Origin of the sequence: Achromobacter sp. (assembly GCF_032102605.1) — a bacterium.
In the GTDB taxonomy this organism is placed as follows: Bacteria; Pseudomonadota; Gammaproteobacteria; order Burkholderiales; family Burkholderiaceae_B; genus Achromobacter.
The window spans coordinates 250938-267393 of the sequence record NZ_DAMDGT010000002.1; the positions used below are offsets into that span (position 1 = coordinate 250938).

The 16456-nt window shown below is 67.3% G+C and carries 19 protein-coding genes; 8 read left to right on the forward strand and 11 right to left on the reverse strand.

The annotated features are described in order from the left end of the window. Nucleotides 1-85: 85 nt before the first annotated feature. Complete coding sequence (locus tag RT614_RS05820) at nucleotides 86-502, forward strand: hypothetical protein (RefSeq protein WP_313620924.1); 417 nt, start codon at nucleotides 86-88, stop codon at nucleotides 500-502. Between the two features lie 88 nt (nucleotides 503-590). Here RT614_RS05820 and RT614_RS05825 read toward each other — a convergent pair whose 3' ends face one another. The 9 genes from RT614_RS05825 to phnG all read right to left on the reverse strand — a co-directional run bounded on the left by RT614_RS05825 (nucleotide 591) and on the right by phnG (nucleotide 7579). Beyond that, complete coding sequence (locus RT614_RS05825; RefSeq protein ID WP_313620926.1) at nucleotides 591-1025, reverse strand: hypothetical protein; 435 nt, start codon at nucleotides 1023-1025, stop codon at nucleotides 591-593. Between the two features lie 163 nt (nucleotides 1026-1188). After that, complete coding sequence (locus tag RT614_RS05830; protein ID WP_313620928.1) at nucleotides 1189-1731, reverse strand: MOSC domain-containing protein; 543 nt, start codon at nucleotides 1729-1731, stop codon at nucleotides 1189-1191. Between the two features lie 21 nt (nucleotides 1732-1752). Further along, nucleotides 1753-2952, reverse strand: a complete 1200-nt coding sequence (locus tag RT614_RS05835; protein ID WP_313620929.1) for an alpha-D-ribose 1-methylphosphonate 5-triphosphate diphosphatase — start codon at nucleotides 2950-2952, stop codon at nucleotides 1753-1755. A 2-nt stretch (nucleotides 2953-2954) separates the two neighbouring features. Beyond that, nucleotides 2955-3674 (reverse strand): phosphonate C-P lyase system protein PhnL, encoded by a 720-nt coding sequence (gene phnL, locus RT614_RS05840; protein ID WP_313620930.1) that lies wholly within the window; start codon nucleotides 3672-3674, stop codon nucleotides 2955-2957. Nucleotides 3675-3676: 2 nt separating this feature from the next. Beyond that, nucleotides 3677-4453: a phosphonate C-P lyase system protein PhnK gene (gene phnK / locus RT614_RS05845; protein ID WP_313620931.1), complete on the reverse strand. Its 777-nt coding sequence runs from the start codon at nucleotides 4451-4453 to the stop codon at nucleotides 3677-3679. Beyond that, nucleotides 4450-5331, reverse strand: coding sequence for an alpha-D-ribose 1-methylphosphonate 5-phosphate C-P-lyase PhnJ (locus RT614_RS05850; protein ID WP_313620933.1), 882 nt, complete (start codon nucleotides 5329-5331; stop codon nucleotides 4450-4452). The genes phnK and RT614_RS05850 overlap by 4 nt, the downstream gene beginning before the upstream one ends. Next, nucleotides 5328-6488: a carbon-phosphorus lyase complex subunit PhnI gene (locus RT614_RS05855; protein ID WP_313620935.1), complete on the reverse strand. Its 1161-nt coding sequence runs from the start codon at nucleotides 6486-6488 to the stop codon at nucleotides 5328-5330. The genes RT614_RS05850 and RT614_RS05855 overlap by 4 nt, the downstream gene beginning before the upstream one ends. A 1-nt stretch (nucleotide 6489) precedes the next feature. Further along, complete coding sequence (phnH, locus tag RT614_RS05860; RefSeq protein WP_313620936.1) at nucleotides 6490-7107, reverse strand: phosphonate C-P lyase system protein PhnH; 618 nt, start codon at nucleotides 7105-7107, stop codon at nucleotides 6490-6492. A gap of 1 nt (nucleotide 7108) precedes the next feature. Next, complete coding sequence (gene phnG, locus RT614_RS05865) at nucleotides 7109-7579, reverse strand: phosphonate C-P lyase system protein PhnG (protein ID WP_313620937.1); 471 nt, start codon at nucleotides 7577-7579, stop codon at nucleotides 7109-7111. A 183-nt stretch (nucleotides 7580-7762) separates the two neighbouring features. Between phnG and phnF the strand changes: the two genes are divergently transcribed. The 4 genes from phnF (at nucleotide 7763) to phnN (ending at nucleotide 11126) form a co-directional block, all read left to right on the forward strand. Then, entirely contained in the window at nucleotides 7763-8485 is a 723-nt protein-coding gene (gene phnF / locus RT614_RS05870; RefSeq protein WP_313620938.1) for a phosphonate metabolism transcriptional regulator PhnF, read from the forward strand. 111 nt (nucleotides 8486-8596) lie between these two features. Then, complete coding sequence (locus RT614_RS05875; RefSeq protein ID WP_313620940.1) at nucleotides 8597-9790, forward strand: alpha-D-ribose 1-methylphosphonate 5-triphosphate diphosphatase; 1194 nt, start codon at nucleotides 8597-8599, stop codon at nucleotides 9788-9790. A gap of 2 nt (nucleotides 9791-9792) precedes the next feature. Next, nucleotides 9793-10536 carry a DUF1045 domain-containing protein gene (locus tag RT614_RS05880; protein WP_313620941.1) on the forward strand — a complete coding sequence of 248 codons (744 nt, stop codon included), beginning with the start codon at nucleotides 9793-9795 and terminating at the stop codon, nucleotides 10534-10536. Next, nucleotides 10533-11126, forward strand: a complete 594-nt coding sequence (gene phnN / locus RT614_RS05885; RefSeq protein ID WP_313620942.1) for a phosphonate metabolism protein/1,5-bisphosphokinase (PRPP-forming) PhnN — start codon at nucleotides 10533-10535, stop codon at nucleotides 11124-11126. Before RT614_RS05880 ends, phnN begins: the two co-directional genes overlap by 4 nt. 7 nt (nucleotides 11127-11133) lie before the next feature. Here the strand turns inward: phnN and RT614_RS05890 are convergent, their stop codons facing one another. Continuing rightward, nucleotides 11134-12114, reverse strand: a complete 981-nt coding sequence (locus RT614_RS05890) for a LysR family transcriptional regulator (protein ID WP_313620944.1) — start codon at nucleotides 12112-12114, stop codon at nucleotides 11134-11136. Between the two features lie 107 nt (nucleotides 12115-12221). Here RT614_RS05890 and RT614_RS05895 point away from each other — a divergent pair, with 107 nt between their 5' ends. Genes RT614_RS05895 through RT614_RS05905 form a run of 3 tightly spaced genes read left to right on the forward strand, consistent with a single transcriptional unit; the run spans nucleotide 12222 to nucleotide 15620 of the window. After that, on the forward strand, nucleotides 12222-14057 hold the full coding sequence (locus RT614_RS05895; protein ID WP_313620946.1) for a gamma-glutamyltransferase family protein: 1836 nt from the start codon (nucleotides 12222-12224) through the stop codon (nucleotides 14055-14057). Between the two features lie 55 nt (nucleotides 14058-14112). Further along, nucleotides 14113-15087 (forward strand): tripartite tricarboxylate transporter substrate binding protein, encoded by a 975-nt coding sequence (locus tag RT614_RS05900; protein WP_313620948.1) that lies wholly within the window; start codon nucleotides 14113-14115, stop codon nucleotides 15085-15087. Then, nucleotides 15084-15620, forward strand: coding sequence for a GAF domain-containing protein (locus RT614_RS05905; protein WP_313620949.1), 537 nt, complete (start codon nucleotides 15084-15086; stop codon nucleotides 15618-15620). Before RT614_RS05900 ends, RT614_RS05905 begins: the two co-directional genes overlap by 4 nt. A 29-nt stretch (nucleotides 15621-15649) precedes the next feature. On the opposite strand, the gene phnE is transcribed toward RT614_RS05905, so the two are convergent. Further along, on the reverse strand, nucleotides 15650-16444 hold the full coding sequence (gene phnE, locus RT614_RS05910) for a phosphonate ABC transporter, permease protein PhnE (RefSeq protein WP_313620951.1): 795 nt from the start codon (nucleotides 16442-16444) through the stop codon (nucleotides 15650-15652). Nucleotides 16445-16456 lie beyond the last annotated feature (12 nt).

Below are 16456 nucleotides of genomic sequence, written 5' to 3' on the forward strand. Positions count from 1 at the left end.
TTTTTCATGGCCGGCGCATGCTTGACCGACCGCCGTGCCCGGCGCAACATAGAAGCCCTTCTGGTCTCTTACCGGCGCGGTGCGCATGGGCGCCGCGCCCTGCCCGCATGCCATGATCTCCGCGCTATTTCACCGGACCGCCGCTGCCGCCGCGCTGGCCGCCGGCGTCCTGGCCATTACGCCCCCCGCCCACGCCTGGACCCTTATTTCGTGTGATCTTTCGGGCACCGTGTCCAACCTGCCCACGACCTTCCGGCAATTCCGAACGGATGGCACGGAGCTGACGCAGGTGACGTTCAAATTGAAGGTCAAAGCCGCCGAGATTCCCGACGGCGAACGCGCCGACACCGATTGCACGCAGTTCGTGAATCGGGACGTCGATGTGGCGTTGGAGAATGTTGCGACCCGCAGCATCCATCGGGGCAAGCCGCTGAAAGTGCGCTATCGCTATGACGAATCGCTGGGCCAGAGCCTGGCGACGAAATACGAACTGGCCCCTTGAACGGCGCGAGTCGTTGTGTGCGAACCGGCCTGGCTAGCCGGCCAGCCGAAGGGCCGACCGGCATGCGCCGCTGCCGGGTTCGTGGATATCAATCGTTGACGGAGCAGGACACGGGCGTGCCGTCTTCGAATTCGACGTCGTACGTATGCACCGGATCCCAAGGCAGCGTGAACCAGAGTTCATAGCCGTCGCCATCTTCGTCGAACAGCCACAAGGCGCGCAGCACGGCCTTTTCGGCCATGGCCTCGGCAGTTTCCTCCGGCAGGAGCTGGTCATCTTCGATGCCCAGTTTCTTGCAATGTTCGTACGAATAGTTGTCGAGCAGGAATTCGGACGCGGCGAGGATCTGGTCGTCAAGGTTGTCGATGATGGCCTTGACCACTTTGGACGCGGCGCCGCCGGGTTCCTCGCCATCGGTTTGGATCATGACGTGGATGGGAGGCCTGCCTTCGCCGGCCGCGACGTTTTCGGCCGCCCACAGATCGGGTTCTTCGACGTCTTGAGTGAAAATGAATCGTGCCATCTCGGGCTCCGGAAAATGGAATGGCGCGCCGCAAAAGACGCGGCCCGCCCTAGGCCGTTAAGCCTTTCCGCCATTTAACCAGATGCGGGCCCCTCCGTCTGTGGCGGCAGGCGATGTTTTTGCGCCTAGGACATGCGCACGTGTTGCGGGATGCAAAGAGACACTAGACGCGTTCCAGCGGCATGTGCGGAGCCGGCGGCAGGTCCACCCGGATCGCATCGCCCGCGCAGACCTGGCCGCCCGCCAGCACGATGCCCATGACGCCCGCGCGGCGGATGAGGCTGCCGTCAGGATTGCGGCCCAGGACGGCGGCGGTCAGGCCCTTCTGGTAGTGGTCCAGCTGCGCGCACGGATTGCGCAGACCGGTGATTTCGACGATCGCCGTTTCGCCGATATGCAGCCGCGCCCCACGCGGCAGCCCGAGCAGATCGATGCCGCGGGTGGTGATGTTCTCCCCCATCGTGCCCTCGGCCACGTTGAAGCCCGCCTGCAGCAGTTCGTCATGCAGTTCGCCATGGATCAGATGCACCTGGCGAAGATTGGGCTGCGTGGGATCCGCCCGCACGCGGGAACGGTGCTTGACGGTGACGCCCATGTGCGCGTCGCCTTCCACGCCCAGTCCTTCCAGCAGCGTGATGGCGGGCGCAACCGCCTTGGTGAACGTATGCGCCTGGCTCAACGCCACGGCGGTCACGATTGGATTCATCGCGCTTCTCCGGAAATCGCGTCAGGCCGCCAGGCTTTCTGCGGCGCTCGTGTTGCCCGCTTGGGCGCGCCGCGGCGGATAGTGGGTCGAGAATACCAGCCGCCCCGCGGACCACGTTCGGCTGATCAAGGGCTGCGCGCCCACCTGGGCCACCGCCACGAGGTCCGCGCGCAGGCCGGGCGCGATGCTGCCCCGATCCGCCAGCCCGCAGGCAAGCGCCGGATTCCGGGTGACCAGCGCCGCGGCCTGCGGCAGCGTCAGGTCCGACTGCGCCTGCGCCGCGAAGGCGGCGGCGATCAGCGTGGACGGCTGGTAGTCCGAACACAGGCAGCTCGCCACGCCGGCGCGGATGGCGTCAATGGCGCGCATGGAGCCGCTTTGGCTCTGGCCCCGCAGCACGTTGGGCGCGCCCAGGATGGTAGGCAGACCGCAGGACACCGCCGCGCGCGCCGTGTCCAGCGTGATCGGGAATTCGCTCATGGCCACGCCCAGGTTGCGCATCGTGGCGATGCGCTGGATGGAATCGTCGTCGTGGCTGGCCGTGGGTATGCCGCGCGCCTGCGCGTGCGCCAGCAGCGCCTTCACGCGTTCGACCGCCCCGTCCTTGGCGCGCACCTTGGACAGCGCAGCCTCTTCCGCCTGTTCGCGGCTCATCGCGTGGTTGCCCATCATGTATTGCAGATAGGACTCCAGTGTCTTGAACTGGCCCTGTCCCGGCGAATGGTCCATCACGGACAGCAGGTCGACGGCCCCTTCCTCCATCAAGGCGCACAGCACGTCCACCGATGTTTCGTCGGTGACCTCGTAGCGGCAGTGGATCCGGTTGTCCACCAGGCTGTGATCCCGGAAGGCGCGCACCGTGCGCACCACCTGCGCGGCGGTCTGGTTGTTGCGCACGCCCCATTCGCTGTTGGCGAACGACAGCGCATGGTACGGCGTCGTGATGCCCGCCGCGGCATTGCGGCGGTCCACCTGCGCCACCGCGAAATCCAGCGGGAACAGCACACGTGAACGCGGTTCGGCTTCCTTCTCGATGGCGTCGCAGTGCAGGTCGATCAGGCCGGGCATGAGAGTCTGGCCCTGCAGATCGACCACGTGGTCCGCCCGCGCCCCGTCCGGCTCGACGGCGAAGATGCAGCCGTCGCCGATCAAGACCGCGCTGTTCTCCAGGACCTGGTCGGCCAGCACGACGCGCGCGTTGGTCAGGTATGTCGTCTGCATGATCACTCCATGTCGGCCGTAACGGGCAGCGCCGGGCGCAGCGCCAGGGTCTGGGTGGCCACGGCATCGCGCACCTGCGCGTCGTGGAAGATGCCCAGCAGGCAGCGGCCGGCGGCGCGGGCCTCGCGGATCAGGTCGATGACCACCTGCCGATTGTCTGCGTCCAGCGAGGCGGTGGGCTCGTCCAGCAGCAGGATGGGATGCCCCGCGATGAAGCCGCGCGCGATGTTCACGCGTTGCTGCTCGCCGCCCGAAAAGGTGGCGGGCGCCAGGCCCCACAGACGCGGCGGCACGTTCAGCCGCTGGAGCAGCGTGGCGGCGCGGCTGCGCGCCTCGTCGCCGTCCACGCCGGCCATGCGCAGGGGCTCGGCCACCACCTCCAGCGCGGACACTCGCGGAATCACCCGAAGGAACTGGCTGACATAGCCAATCACGTCGCGGCGCAGCGCCAGGATCCGCTGCTCCGGCGCGCCCACCATTTCCAGCCATTCGTCGCCGGCGCGCACGCTAATGCTGCCTTCGGTCGCAAGATAGTTGCCATACAGGCAGCGCAGCAAGGTGCTCTTGCCCGTGCCCGAAGGCCCCGCCAGCACCAGGCAGTCGCCGGCGCCGGCATCAAAGTCCACCGACTCCAGCACCGGCAGCCGCATGCCGCCCTGGTTGTGCAGGGTGAACATCTTTCCGAGGCCTCGGACCTCGATCATGGTTTTCGTATCGCTCATGCTCAGCTCTGCAGGATGGAGGACACCAGCAACTGTGTGTAGGGATGCTGCGGATCGTCCAGGATCTGATCCGTCAGCCCGCTTTCGACGACCTCGCCGCCGCGCATGACCAGCGTGCGGTGCGCCAGCAGGCGCGCCACGGCCAGGTCGTGCGTCACGACGATGGCGGCCAACCCCAGGTCGGCCACAAGCTGGCGCAGCAGGTCCAGCAGCCGCGCCTGCACCGAGACGTCCAGCGAAGCCGTGGGCTCGTCCATGAAGACCAGCCGCGGATGCGTCACGAGGTTGCGCGCGATCTGCAGGCGCTGCTGCATGCCGCCCGAAAAGGACACCGGCGCGTCGTCCAGGCGGCCCGCGTCGATCTCCATTTTTTGCAGCCAGTTTCCCGCGGCCTGGCGCAAGTCGCCGTAGTGGCGGTCGCCCACGGCCATCAGCCGCTCGGCGATGTTGGCGCCCGCGCTGACCTGCATGCGCAGGCCGTCGCGGGCGTTCTGGCGGACGTAGCCCCAGTCGGTGCGCGACAGCAGGCGCAGGCGCGCGCTTTGCAGCGAGGCAAGGTCGATGAAGCCCTGGTCGCGCGTGTCGTACCACACGCTGCCCGCGTCCGGCCGGGTCTGGTAGGACACCGCGGACAGCAGCGTGCTTTTGCCGGAACCGGACTCGCCGACCACGCACAGCACTTCGCCCGGAAAGAGATCGAAGCTGACGTTGCGGCAGCCGTGCGTGCCGTCCCAGGTGCGCGTCATGTTGCGCACGGAAAGCAGGGGTTGGGAATTCATGCGGCGGCCTCGCTGTCGCGCATCTCCGCCTGGCGGTGATTGCAGTATTCGGTGTCCGAGCAGACGAAGCGGCGCGTGCCGGCGTCATCCAGGATGATCTCGTCCAGATAGCTGTCGCGTGAGCCGCACTGGTCGCAGCATTCGGTCCACTTTTCCACCGTGAAGGGATGGTCCTCGAAATCCAGGCTCTTCACGCGGGTGTAGGGAGGAACGGCATAGACGCGCTTCTCGCGCCCGGCGCCGAACAACATCAACGCGGGGCTGTTGTCCAGCTTGGGATTGTCGAACTTGGGGATGGGCGAGGGCCGCATCATGTAGCGGTCATTCACGATGACGGGGTAGTCATAGGTCGTGGCGATGTGGCCGTGGCGCGCGATGTCCTCGTACAGCTTGACGTGCATCCCGCCGTATTCGGCCAGCGCGTGCATGGTGCGGGTTTCGGTCTCGCTGGGTTCCAGCCAGCGCAGGGGCTCCGGGATCGGCACCTGGAACACCATCACCTGCCCTTCGACCAGCGGCGTCTCGGGGATCCGGTGACGCGTCTGCACGATGGTGGCTGCCGGCGTGGATTCCGTGGTCGCCACGCCCGTCACGCGTCCGAAGAAGCGGCGGATGCTGATGGCGTTGGTCGTGTCGTCCGAGCCCTGGTCGATCACCTTCAGCACGTCGTCTCGGCCGATGATGGACGCGGTGACCTGGATGCCGCCCGTGCCCCAGCCATAGGGCAATGGCATCTCGCGGCTGCCGAACGGCACCTGGTAGCCGGGGATCGCCACGGCCTTGAGCAGGGCGCGGCGCAGCATGCGCTTGGTGGATTCGTCCAGGTAGGCGAAGTTGTAGTGGTCGTCGCGTTCGACCGTAGCCGTGTTCGTCGTCATGGGGAGACCGCCTCGTCGATCAGATCATTGCGCGCGTCGTCGGACGCCGCGGGTTCAGCGGCGCCGCGTTCCGCGCGCAGCCGACGCAACAGTTCCAGGTTGGCCTGGAAGTCCACGTAGTGCGGCAGCTTCAGGTGCTGCACGAAGCCCGACGCCTCGACGTTGTCGCTGTGATAGAGCACGAATTCGTGGTTATTGGCGGGCGAGTCGGCGCGTTCGCCGAGATCGTTCGCCTTCAGGGCGCGGTCCACCAGCGCCATCGACATGGCCTTGCGTTCGCCATATCCGAAGGTCAGGCCGTAACCGCGCGTGAACTTCGGAGCTTCCTCGGCATTGCCCGCGAACTGGCTGACCATCTGGCATTCGGTGATGTCCAGTTCGCCCACCACGACGGCGAACCCAAGCTCTTCGATATGCATCTCGACTTCGAGCGCGCCGTAGCGGATCTCCGCCGCGAAAGGATGCGTGTTGCCGTAGCCGCGCTGGGTGGAATACCCCATGGACAGCAGGAAACCCTCGTCGGCGCGCGCCAGATTCTGCAGCCGCGCGGCCCGCGTGGCGGGAAATCCCAGCGGTTGGCGCGTCAGGTCGAAGGGCTCCGGATCGCCCTCGGGCACGGGCTCCGCGTCGATCAGGTCGTCCTGCGCCAGCAGGTCGGTCACGCGCGGCATGGCGCTGTCCGGTTTGCTGTCGTCGGGCGTTGCAACACCCGGCATGGCTACGCCCTGCGGCAACGCATCGGCCTCGCGTCCAGCCTCCAGCGAAAAGTCCAGCAGCCGCTGCGTGTAGTCGTAGGTCGGCCCCAGCATCTGTCCGCCCGGCAGGTCCTTGAACGTGGACGAGATGCGGCGGGAAAGGCGCATGCGGCCGGTGTCGACCGGCTGCGTGTAGCCATAGCGCGACAAGGTGGTGCGATAGGCGCGCAGCAGGAAAACTGCTTCGATCAAATCGCCGGCCGCCTGCTTGATCGCCAGCGCGGCCAGTTGCGGATCGTAGAGCGAGCCTTCCGACATGACGCGCGACACGGCCAACGGCATCTGCGCGCGAATCTGCTCGACGCTCAGCTCGGGCAGTTCGCGGTCGCCGCGCCGGAAGTCGTCCAGCATGCGATAGGAATTGAGGATGGCGCGTTCGCCGCCCTTTACGGCTACGTACATGTCAGCTCTCCAGGTGCGTGCTGCGAGGCAGCCCGCAAATCCGCCGGTCCTGCGTCAGGAAGACATCCACCCCGAGCGGAAAGCGTTGTTGGTTCAGACGCCATTCGCGCCAGAAGCCGTCCGGCAGACCGGCGGCGCACAACGTCTGCCGCGTCTGGATGCCGGGTCCGGAAAGGTGGACGGCGTCGCCGTCCGTCAGCGAGCCGACCTCGATCAGCAAAGTGGTCGACAGGTCGGGATAAGCCGGGTCGCCCTGATGGCAGGCCGAAAGCGCAGGGGCCTTCGCGCCAGCGGGCACGGCTGCAAAGCGCGCCAGCGCCGGCGAAGGCACGATGGGGCAGCCGCAATGAAAGCGCAGGAAGGCGATGACGTCCTCGCTGGCGGACGGCGGCAGCCACAGCGGCGTGTCCACGTCCACGAGGGTCAGCAGCAGGGCCGTCATCGCGGGCGACAGCCCGTCCGGGACGCCGCTGCCGGCCGATATGTCCTGCACGCGGCCCGGGTGGGCCAGCGCGTTCAGCGCCGCGCGGAAGGTGGTCTGCGCGTCGTGGCCCGCATCTGCGAAGCCCGGCAGCAAAGTCCGGCGCCCAGCCGCGGTAGTCAGCGTTTCATGTCGCATGTCAGTCCTCGCCTCGCACCATCGTGAAGAACTCCACCTTGGTCTGCTCCGCCGCACGGGCCTGGCGATCCGCGCGTTCCTTGTGCTGACGCGCCAGCGGCTGAATCAGCTGGGTTTGCACCGTCTCGTGCCAGTCCGGCAACTGCAGCAAAGCGTCTGCAACGGCAGCCTGTTCGGCGTGGCGCAGCGACCTTCCCTGCACGTAGGCGACGCCGACGACGCCCTCGTCCATGGTTACGGCGCAACGTGTCACGGTCATTTCTCCCAGGTTGAACCGCGCGCCGGTGCCGCCGCTGCGCGCTCGAACCATGGCCATGCCGGTTTGCGCGGGCCTTAGCGTGCGATGGGGCGGCAGCCCCGCCAGCGCGCCGAACGCGCCATTCAGCGCAGCCGGGTCGGCCAGCGCCAGCACGCGCATCCAGGCGGCGCGCCGCGGGTCCGCCGCGGATTGCCCTGCTTGTGAGTAGTCCATATTTCCTCTACACGTCTAGACGACCGGATGGAGTATGATCGCTTCAATTCCGAAGTTCAACAACCTGGCGTGAACTTTTGATGACAGTTGCAGCCATTGCGCGCCGCCTATCCCGCGGCGGCCACATGATGCACAATCACAGCCAAATTTCATGAACTTGATGTGACAGCACGAGCGCACCCTATGGTTGAACGAGGTTCCGGCATCGCCGTCTGGCGGCAAATCGGCGAATCGCTGGCGGACGACATCCGCAACAAACTCTACGGGGCGGGCGAACAATTGCCGTCCGAACCCGAACTGGCCGCCAAATTCTCGGTCAACCGCCACACCATCCGGCGCGCCATGGGCGAACTGGAACAAAGCGGCCTGGTTCGCATCGAGCAAGGGCGCGGCACCTTCGTGCAGGAACATGCCATCGACTACGCCATCGGCAAGCGCACGCGCTTTTCCGAGAACCTGCGCAGCCAGGGCATGCTGGGCCACCTGGAAGCGCTGGGCAGCCAGACCGTCCGCGCCGCCGACATCGCCAAGCACCTGGGCCTGGCGCGCAACGCGCCGCTGCTGCGCGTCCAGATGGTGGGCAAGGCCGAGAACCGCCCCATCAGCGCATCCGAGCATTTCTTCGACGAAAAGCGCTTTCCGGATTTCACCGACCGCATTGCGTCGCTGCGCTCGGTGTCCAAGGTGTACGCGCATTACGGCATCGGCGACTACACACGCAAGTGGTCTCGCATCACCGCCGCCCTGCCCTCGCCCGAAGTCGCGCGGCTGCTGGGGCAACCCAAGACGCGTCCGATCCTGCAGGTGGAAGCTTTGAACGTCGATCAGGACGGCGCGCCCTTGCAGTACAGCATCACCCGTTTCGTGGGCGATCTGGTGCAGCTCATGGTGGTGGACGACGGCTGAGCCCTGGCGAAGGCAATGCTCCGCCGAAATGCGGCGGAGCCGAAGATTATCGGCAAGCAGCTAAACACATCTAGACATCTGGTTGTAATGCAACATCGATAACGTCACCCCATGAACGCACACGCCCCCTCGCCCCTGGCCGGTGTCACAGGCCAACGTATCCTGACTCCTCATGGCATCGCGCAGGCCAGCCTGCGCTTTAACGCAGGCCTGATCGATGATGCCGGCGGTTCCGCCGCCCGCGGGGCCTCCTGGTTCGACGCCGGAGACCTGCTGGTGCTGCCCGGCATCGTGGACCTGCACGGCGACGCATTCGAGCGCGCCATCATGCCGCGCCCCAGCGTTACCTTTCCCTACGACAACGCCCTCTTCGACGTCGACCGTCAACTGCTGGCCAACGGCATCACCACCGAATTCCACGGCGTCACGCTGTCCTGGGAAGGCGGACTGCGGGGCGAAGCCTACGCCGAACGCATGTTCGACGCCCTGGAGAACATGCGGCACATCCTGGGCGCGCGACATTACGTGCACCTGCGTTTCGAAACCCATCACGTGGGCGGGCTGGACATCGCGCAGCAATGGATCCGCGACGGCCGCGTCCGCTTCCTGGCCCTGAACGACCACCTGCCCAGCATGGCGCGACGGCTTGGCGACGAGCGCAAGCTGATGCAGTACGCGAACCGTGCGGAATGCGACCTGGACGTCTTCCAGGAACGCATTCGCTCCGCCATGTCGGCGGCCGATTGCGTGGCCGACGCCATGCGCGAACTGACACGCACCGCGCACGAGGCCGGGCTCAGAGTCGCGTCACACGACGATCCTGACGCCGCCACGCGCCGCTACTATCACCAGCTGGGCTGCGAGGTCGCCGAATTTCCGCTGACGCGCGACGCCGCGGGCGTGGCCCGCGACCTGGGCGATTCCGTGGTCTTCGGCGCGCCCAACGTCGTGCGCGGCGGCAGCCATACCGGGGCGCCCAGCGCGACCGAGATGATCCGCGCCGGCCTGTGCGACATCCTGACTTCCGACTACTACTACCCCGCGCCGCTGGCGGCCGTGATGCGCCTCGCCCACGACGGCGTAGTGCCGCTGGACCAGGCCTGGAACCTGGTGTCGCTGAACCCGGCGCGCGCCGCAGGACTGAAAGACCGCGGCGCACTGACGCCCGGCCTGATCGCGGACGCCATCGTGGTGGATGATCGCGTGCCGGGACTGCCGCGGGTCTGCGCGGCCATCGTCGGCGGCGAACTGCGCTACGCGACGCGCGCCTTCGGCGCGGAGCACGGGCAACGGATGGCGGCCTGACCATGCCGCTCGCCCATCGCTACGCGCTGTATCTTGCGCCCACGGGCCCATGGCGGGAACTCGGCAGCCGCTGGCTCGGCCGTTGCGCCGATACCGGAGATGCCCTGGAGCCGCTGCCCGGCCAGGCGGCCGAATCCGCGCACTGGACCCGGGCGCCGCGCCACTACGGCCTGCACGCGACGCTCAAACCGCCGTTCCGCCTGAGCCCGGGCAACAGTCCCGCCGACGTGGACGCAGCGGCTCGCCGGCTTGCAAGCCAGGACGACCCGTTCTCCGTGCAGCTTGAATGCGAGCCGCTAAGAGGCTTTCTTGCGTGGCGCATCGCCGACGCCGACAAACAGGGTCGTCTGCGCATCCAGGCGCTGGCCGACGCCGCTGTGCGCGGCCTTGATACGCTGCGCGCGCCGTCCACGCCCGACGAAACCGCGCGACGCCAGCCGCATGCGTTGACGCCTGCGCAGCGCGCAATGCTGGAGCGCTGGGGCTATCCCTATGTCTTCGACACCTATACGTTCCACATCACCCTGACCGGCAAGCTTGCAGGCGATGAGCTGGAACAGGCGCGGGAAGGCATTGCGGCCTTTGCCGACCCCTTGCGGGGGCAGGCAATGCCGGTAATGGGCGTCAGCGTCTACGTGCAGGCGGAGCCGGGCGCGGATTTCGTGGCCGCGCGCCACTACCACTTCGACGGCAGCCACACCGATGCCGCCGGCGCCGGGTATCTCGACGGGCCGGCCGCGCCATGAACTGCGCCGCTCGCGCCGACGGCGCCCGCCTGATCTACCTGATGGGCGCATCGGGCAGCGGCAAGGACACCTTGCTGCGACTGATGCGCGCCCAGGTGCGCGCCGTGGAACCCGTACTGGTCGCGCATCGCTACATCACCCGCGACAGCAGCGGCACCGAGGACGCGCTGCGGCTGACGCCCGACGAATTTTCCCGGCGCGCCGCGCTGGGTTGCTTTGCGTTGCACTGGGCCAGCCACGGCCTGCATTACGGCATCGGCGTCGAGATCGACGCCTGGCTGCGTTATGGCGCCGCGGTCATTGTCAACGGATCGCGCGCGCATCTTGAACAGGCGCACGCGCGCTATCCGGATATGACAGCGGTGGAAGTGTCGGTCGAGCCTTCGCTGCTGGCCCAGCGCCTGGCCGGCCGCGGCCGCGAAAGCGCGTCGCAGATATCGGACCGGCTGACGCGCGCCATCCAGGCGTTTCCGGTGCCCGAACGCTGCGGGCTGATGCGGGTCAGCAACAACGGCGCGCCGGAGACGGCTGCCGCCGAATTGCTGCACATCGCCCGCGCGACGCTGGCGCACGGTACGCCAGGGGCGTGACCAGCCCCTAGCGCGGCGCCAACGGATCGGCCGCGCCCTGGCCCCAGGGCGCGGCTGCGTCCCCGCAGAGTTCCAGCAGGATTTCAGAGAAGCGATCTTCCGCGGCCAGCGCCTGCTCGCGCTTGCGCCGGATCAGGTTGATCGGCGGCAACTCCCAGCCGAAATCCCAGGGCACCATGCCCAGCCTGCCGCGCTGGCAGAGTTCGCGCGCAATGTCCTCCGGCACGACCGAGATGAACGTCTCGTTCATCGTCAGCATGCCTTCGATCACGTCCGTGGAATACGCTTCCAGCACCGGCGACGGCGAACGCAACTCTGCGCGGATGAAGTGCTCCACGATCAATTGCCGGGTCGGCGTGTTGGCCGCGGGCAGCACCCAATCCATGTCCGCCACCGCGGCCCAGTCAGGCTTGCGCCGCGCCAGCCGCTGGGCCAGCTTTCCATGCGCGATCAGGCGCGGCCTCTGGCGGTACAGCACGCGATGGATCAGGTCCTCGGGCGCCACCGTGGACGTGGCGCGGCTGATGATGCAGTCCAGTTCGTGCTGGCGCAGCATCGGCACCAGGTGGTCCGTCGTGGCGCGGTGCAGGCTCAGCGTCACGCCATGCTGTTGATGCAGGCGAGTGATGGCCGCGGTCAGCAGGGCGCTGGAAACGTACGGCACCACGCCCACGTTCAGGTGCGCCGAGCGTCCGGCGTGCAGCGCGTCGACCTCTCGCGCCCACAGTTCCAGGTCGCTGATCATATGACGCGCCCGCACCAGGGCCAGGCTGCCCAACGGCGTGGCTTGCAGCCCGCTGCCGGTGCGCAGGAAGAGCGGCGCGCCAAAAAGGTCTTCGAGCTCGGCCAGCGCCTTGGTGACCGCCGGCTGGCTGATTCCGGTTGCGGCGGCCACCCGCGTCAGCGACTTGTGACGGTCGATATTGATCAGCAGCGCCAGGTGGCGATGCTTCAGGCGGTTGGCAAGCCGGGCGGCGTCCCAGTTCATGGCGCATTTGGATAACTAATTGGTTATCCGATTATGCCTAAAAATGTAAATCCAGTTATTTCACGATCCTATACTTCAGGCATCTGCCTGCCGACCGGAATCGCCCGATGAACCCATCCTTCACGACCCGCCCCGAAATCCGTGGCACATACGGCGTGGTTTCCTCCACGCATTGGCTCGCGTCGCAAGTGGCCATGAGCGTGCTGGAGCGCGGCGGCAATGCCTACGACGCGGCCGTGGCCGGCGGCTTCATGCTGCAGATCGTCGAACCGCACCTGAACGGACCCGGCGGCGAGGTGCCGATCCTGTTCTGGTCGGAACGCGAACAACGCATGCGTGCGCTGTGCGGACAGGGTCCCGCCCCCGCGCTGGCGACGCCCGCGTATTTCCGGGGCCTGGGCCTGGACCTCGTGCCCGGCATCGGCCTGCTGCCCGCCACCGTCCCCGGTGCGTTCGGCGCCTGGCTGACGCTGCTGCGCGATTACGGCACATGGGAACTGGCCGATGTGCTGCGCCCGGCCATCGACTATGCGCGCGACGGTTTTCCCCTGGTGCCGCGCATCTCGCAGGCGATCCTGGCGGTGCAGGCGCTGTTTCGCGACGAATGGACGAGTTCGGGCGACGTCTGGCTGCCGGGCGGCCGGGTGCCCGCCCCCGACGCCCTGTTCCGCACCCCGGCCATCGCGGCCACCTACACGCGCATCCTGGACGAAGCGCACGCCGCCAGCACCGATCGCCAAGGCCGTATCGATGCGGCCCTGGACGTCTGGTACCGCGGCTTCGTGGCCGACGAGATCGACGCCTACTACACGAACGAAGCCGCGCTCGACACGACGGGCCAGCGCAATCGCGGGCTGCTGCGCAAGGCCGACCTCGCCGACTGGCGCGCCACGTACGACGACCCGCTCACCGTCCAATATGGCCGCTACACCGTCGCCAAATGCGGCGTCTGGTCGCAGGGGCCGGTGCACCTGCAGCAGCTGGCCATGCTGCGCCATCTGGATGTCGACGCGCTCGATCCGCTGTCTCCGCAGTTCGTGCATCGCGTGGCCGAGGCCGCAAAGTTGGCGTTCGCCGACCGCACCGCCTGGTATGGCGATCCCGATTTTGCACAGGTCCCGCTGGCGGCGCTGCTCAGCGACGACTATGCGCGCGCCCGCGCCGCCGGCATTGGCGACCGCGCCTCGGCGACGCTGCAACCCGGCAGTCCGGCCGGCCTGGCGCCCCGCCTGCCCGACCTGGACGCCGCGATCCGGACCCTGGCCGCCTCGGACACCCGCTACGGAGTCGGCGAGCCGACCTTTGCGGCGCTGCCGCCCGTGACCGAATGGGCCTCGCGCGAAATCTTCGTGGGCGACACCTGCCAGATCGACGTGATCGACGGCGACGGCAACATGGTCGCGGCCACGCCTTCAGGCGGCTGGCTGTCGTCCAGTCCCGTCGTGCCCGCATTGGGCTTTTCACTCACGACCCGCCTGCAGATGACCTGGCTGGACGAGGGCGTGCCGGGCCAGCTGCAGCCGGGCAAGCGGCCCTGCACCACGCTGTCGCCTGGCCTGGCATTGCGCGACGGGCTGCCCTACATGGCGTTCGGCACGCCGGGCGGCGACCAGCAGGACCAATGGACGGTGGCTTTCTTCCTGCGCCACGCGATGGGCATGAACCTGCAAGCGGCCATCGAGGCGCCGTCCTGGCACATCGACCACTTCCCGGGTTCGTTCTGGCCCCGTTCGCAGACGCTGAACCGCCTGACGGTGGAGTCCCGCATGCCGGCCGCCACGCTGGACGCACTGCGCGCCGCCGGCCACGACGTCAAAGTCGGGCCTGACTGGTCCGAAGGCCGGATCAGCGCCTGCACCCGTGAACCCGCCGCCGGCAACGGCCTGCTGCTGCGCGCCGGCGCCAACCCGCGCGGCATGCAAGGCTATGCCGTGGGCCGCTAAACCTGTTTTTCATCGACCGGCGCACAGACCGGAAACATCACAAGGGGTAAACACCATGAAACTGCAATTCAAACGACTGCTGCGCACGTTCGCGCTGGGACTGGCCATCGCCGCGCCCGCGGTGACGCACGCCGCCTGGCCCGAGAAGCCCATCACGCTGATCGTGCCGTGGGCCGCGGGCGGCTCGACCGACATCCTGGCGCGCGTGCTGTCCGAAGGCCTGACCCAGTCGCTGGGCCAGCCTGTCATCGTCGAGAACCGCTCGGGCGCATCGGGCAACATCGGCACCACCTTCGTCGCGCGCGCCAAGCCGGACGGCTACACCTTGCTGGTGGGCTCCATGAGCACGCATACGATGAACCAGGCGCTGTACTCCAACATGCCCTTCGACGGCGTCAAGGACTTCACCCCCATCGCGGAGCTCGCGCTCGTCACCAATACCATGGTGGTGCACCCGTCCGTGCCGGCGTCCAACCTGAAGGAATTCATCGCCTACGTGAAGGCGAATCCCGATGCCGTGGCCTATGCATCGGCGGGCCAGGGTTCCACCAACCACCTGAGCGCCGCGCTCTTCGAAAAGGCCGCCGGCGTGAAGATGATGCACATCCCGTATCGCGGCGGCGCGCCCGCCGTGCTGGACACCGTGGCCGGCCGCACGCAGGTGCTGTTCAGTGCCGGAACGCAGACGCTGCCGCACGTTCAGACGAACAAGCTCAAGCTGCTGGCCGTCACCGAAGACACCCGCTCGCCTTTCCTGCCGGACGTGCCCACCGTGGCTGAAACGCTTCCGGGCTATGAGCTTGCAGTCTGGTATGGCGCATTCGGCCCGGCCGGCATGCCGCCCGAACTGACCGCCAGGCTCAATCGCGAGATCAACGTGATCCTCAAGCGTCCCGAGGTCATCAAGAAGATGGCCGACATGGGCGTGCTGCTGACAGAGACCACGCCGGAGCAATTCGGCCAGGTCCTGGCGCGCGACGCGGATAAGTACGGCAAGCTGATCAAAGAACTGGGAATCACCGCGGAATGACCGACATGACCCGCGCTTGCGCGCCCTTGAACCAGCCGTTGGAGGGCGTGCAGGCCATCGCCCGCGCCTATGCCGGCGCCGACGCGGCGGCTGACGTTGCGCAGGCCGCCTTCCGGGCCGTCGACGACTACGCCCGCCTCAGCCTGGCGCACACCCTGTGCACCGTCAATCGCTACGACGCCCAGGCCATGCGCGTCGTGCGCCTGTACAGCTCGAACCCCCAGGCCTATCCGCCCGGCGGCAGCAAAGACAAGACCGGCACGGCATGGGGCCGCCATGTCTTGCTGGCGCAGCAGGTGTTCGTGGGAGAAGGAGAGGACGCCATCCGCGAATTCTTCAACGATCATGACGCCATCCGCGAGCTGGGGCTGCAGTCCGTCATCAATGTGCCCGTCGTGTATGGCGGCGAGTGCCTGGGCACCGTCAACTTCCTGATGCCGCGCCCCGCGCTGTCGGACGTCGACGTCCACGCCGCGCGCCTGGCGGGCCTGCTGGCGCTGCCGGCATTCCAGGCGCTGCGCGGCCTGCAATGAAAAGTGGGGCCCAGGCGGGCCCCGCTTTTTCAGATAAGCGCGTTGCGTATCCGCGCCGACACGATGTCGATGACCACCACGAAGGCGACGATGATGATCATCACGGCGCACGTCTCCGCGTAGCGGAAGCTGCGGATGATTTCCCACAGCACCGTGCCGATCCCGCCGGCGCCGACGATACCCACGACCGACGCCGACCGCACGTTCGATTCGAACCGGTACAGCGAATACGAGATCCACAGCGGAAGCACCTGCGGGATCACGCCGTAGACGATTTCCTCCAGCGCATTGGCGCCGGTCGCGCGCACGCCCTCGACCGGACGCGGATCGATCGCCTCGACGGCTTCCGAAAACAGCTTGGCCAGCACCCCGGTCGTGTGGACCCACAGCGCCAGCACGCCGGCGAACGGCCCCAGTCCCACGGCCACGATGAACAACATCGCGAAGACCATTTCATTGATGGCGCGGCACGCATCCATCAGGCGGCGCATCGGCTGGTAGACCCAGGCGGGCACCATGTTCGACGAACACAGCAGGCCCAGCGGCACCGCCAGCACGATAGCCAGGAACGTTCCCCACACCGCGATCTGCACCGTGACGATCATCTCGTCCAGGTACATGCGCCAATCGCGAAAGTTGGGCGGAAAGAAATCGGCCGCGAACTGCGCCATGTTGCCGGAGTCTCGCAGCAGGTCCAGCGGCCGCATATCCGCGCCTTGCCATGACATGACAAGCAGCGCCAGCACGACGGCCCAGACAAGAAGGACGGGCAGCGACGAACGCGGCGCGGCGGGCAGGCGGTTAGGATGCGTGGCCAGGTTCATAGTCAGTTGATT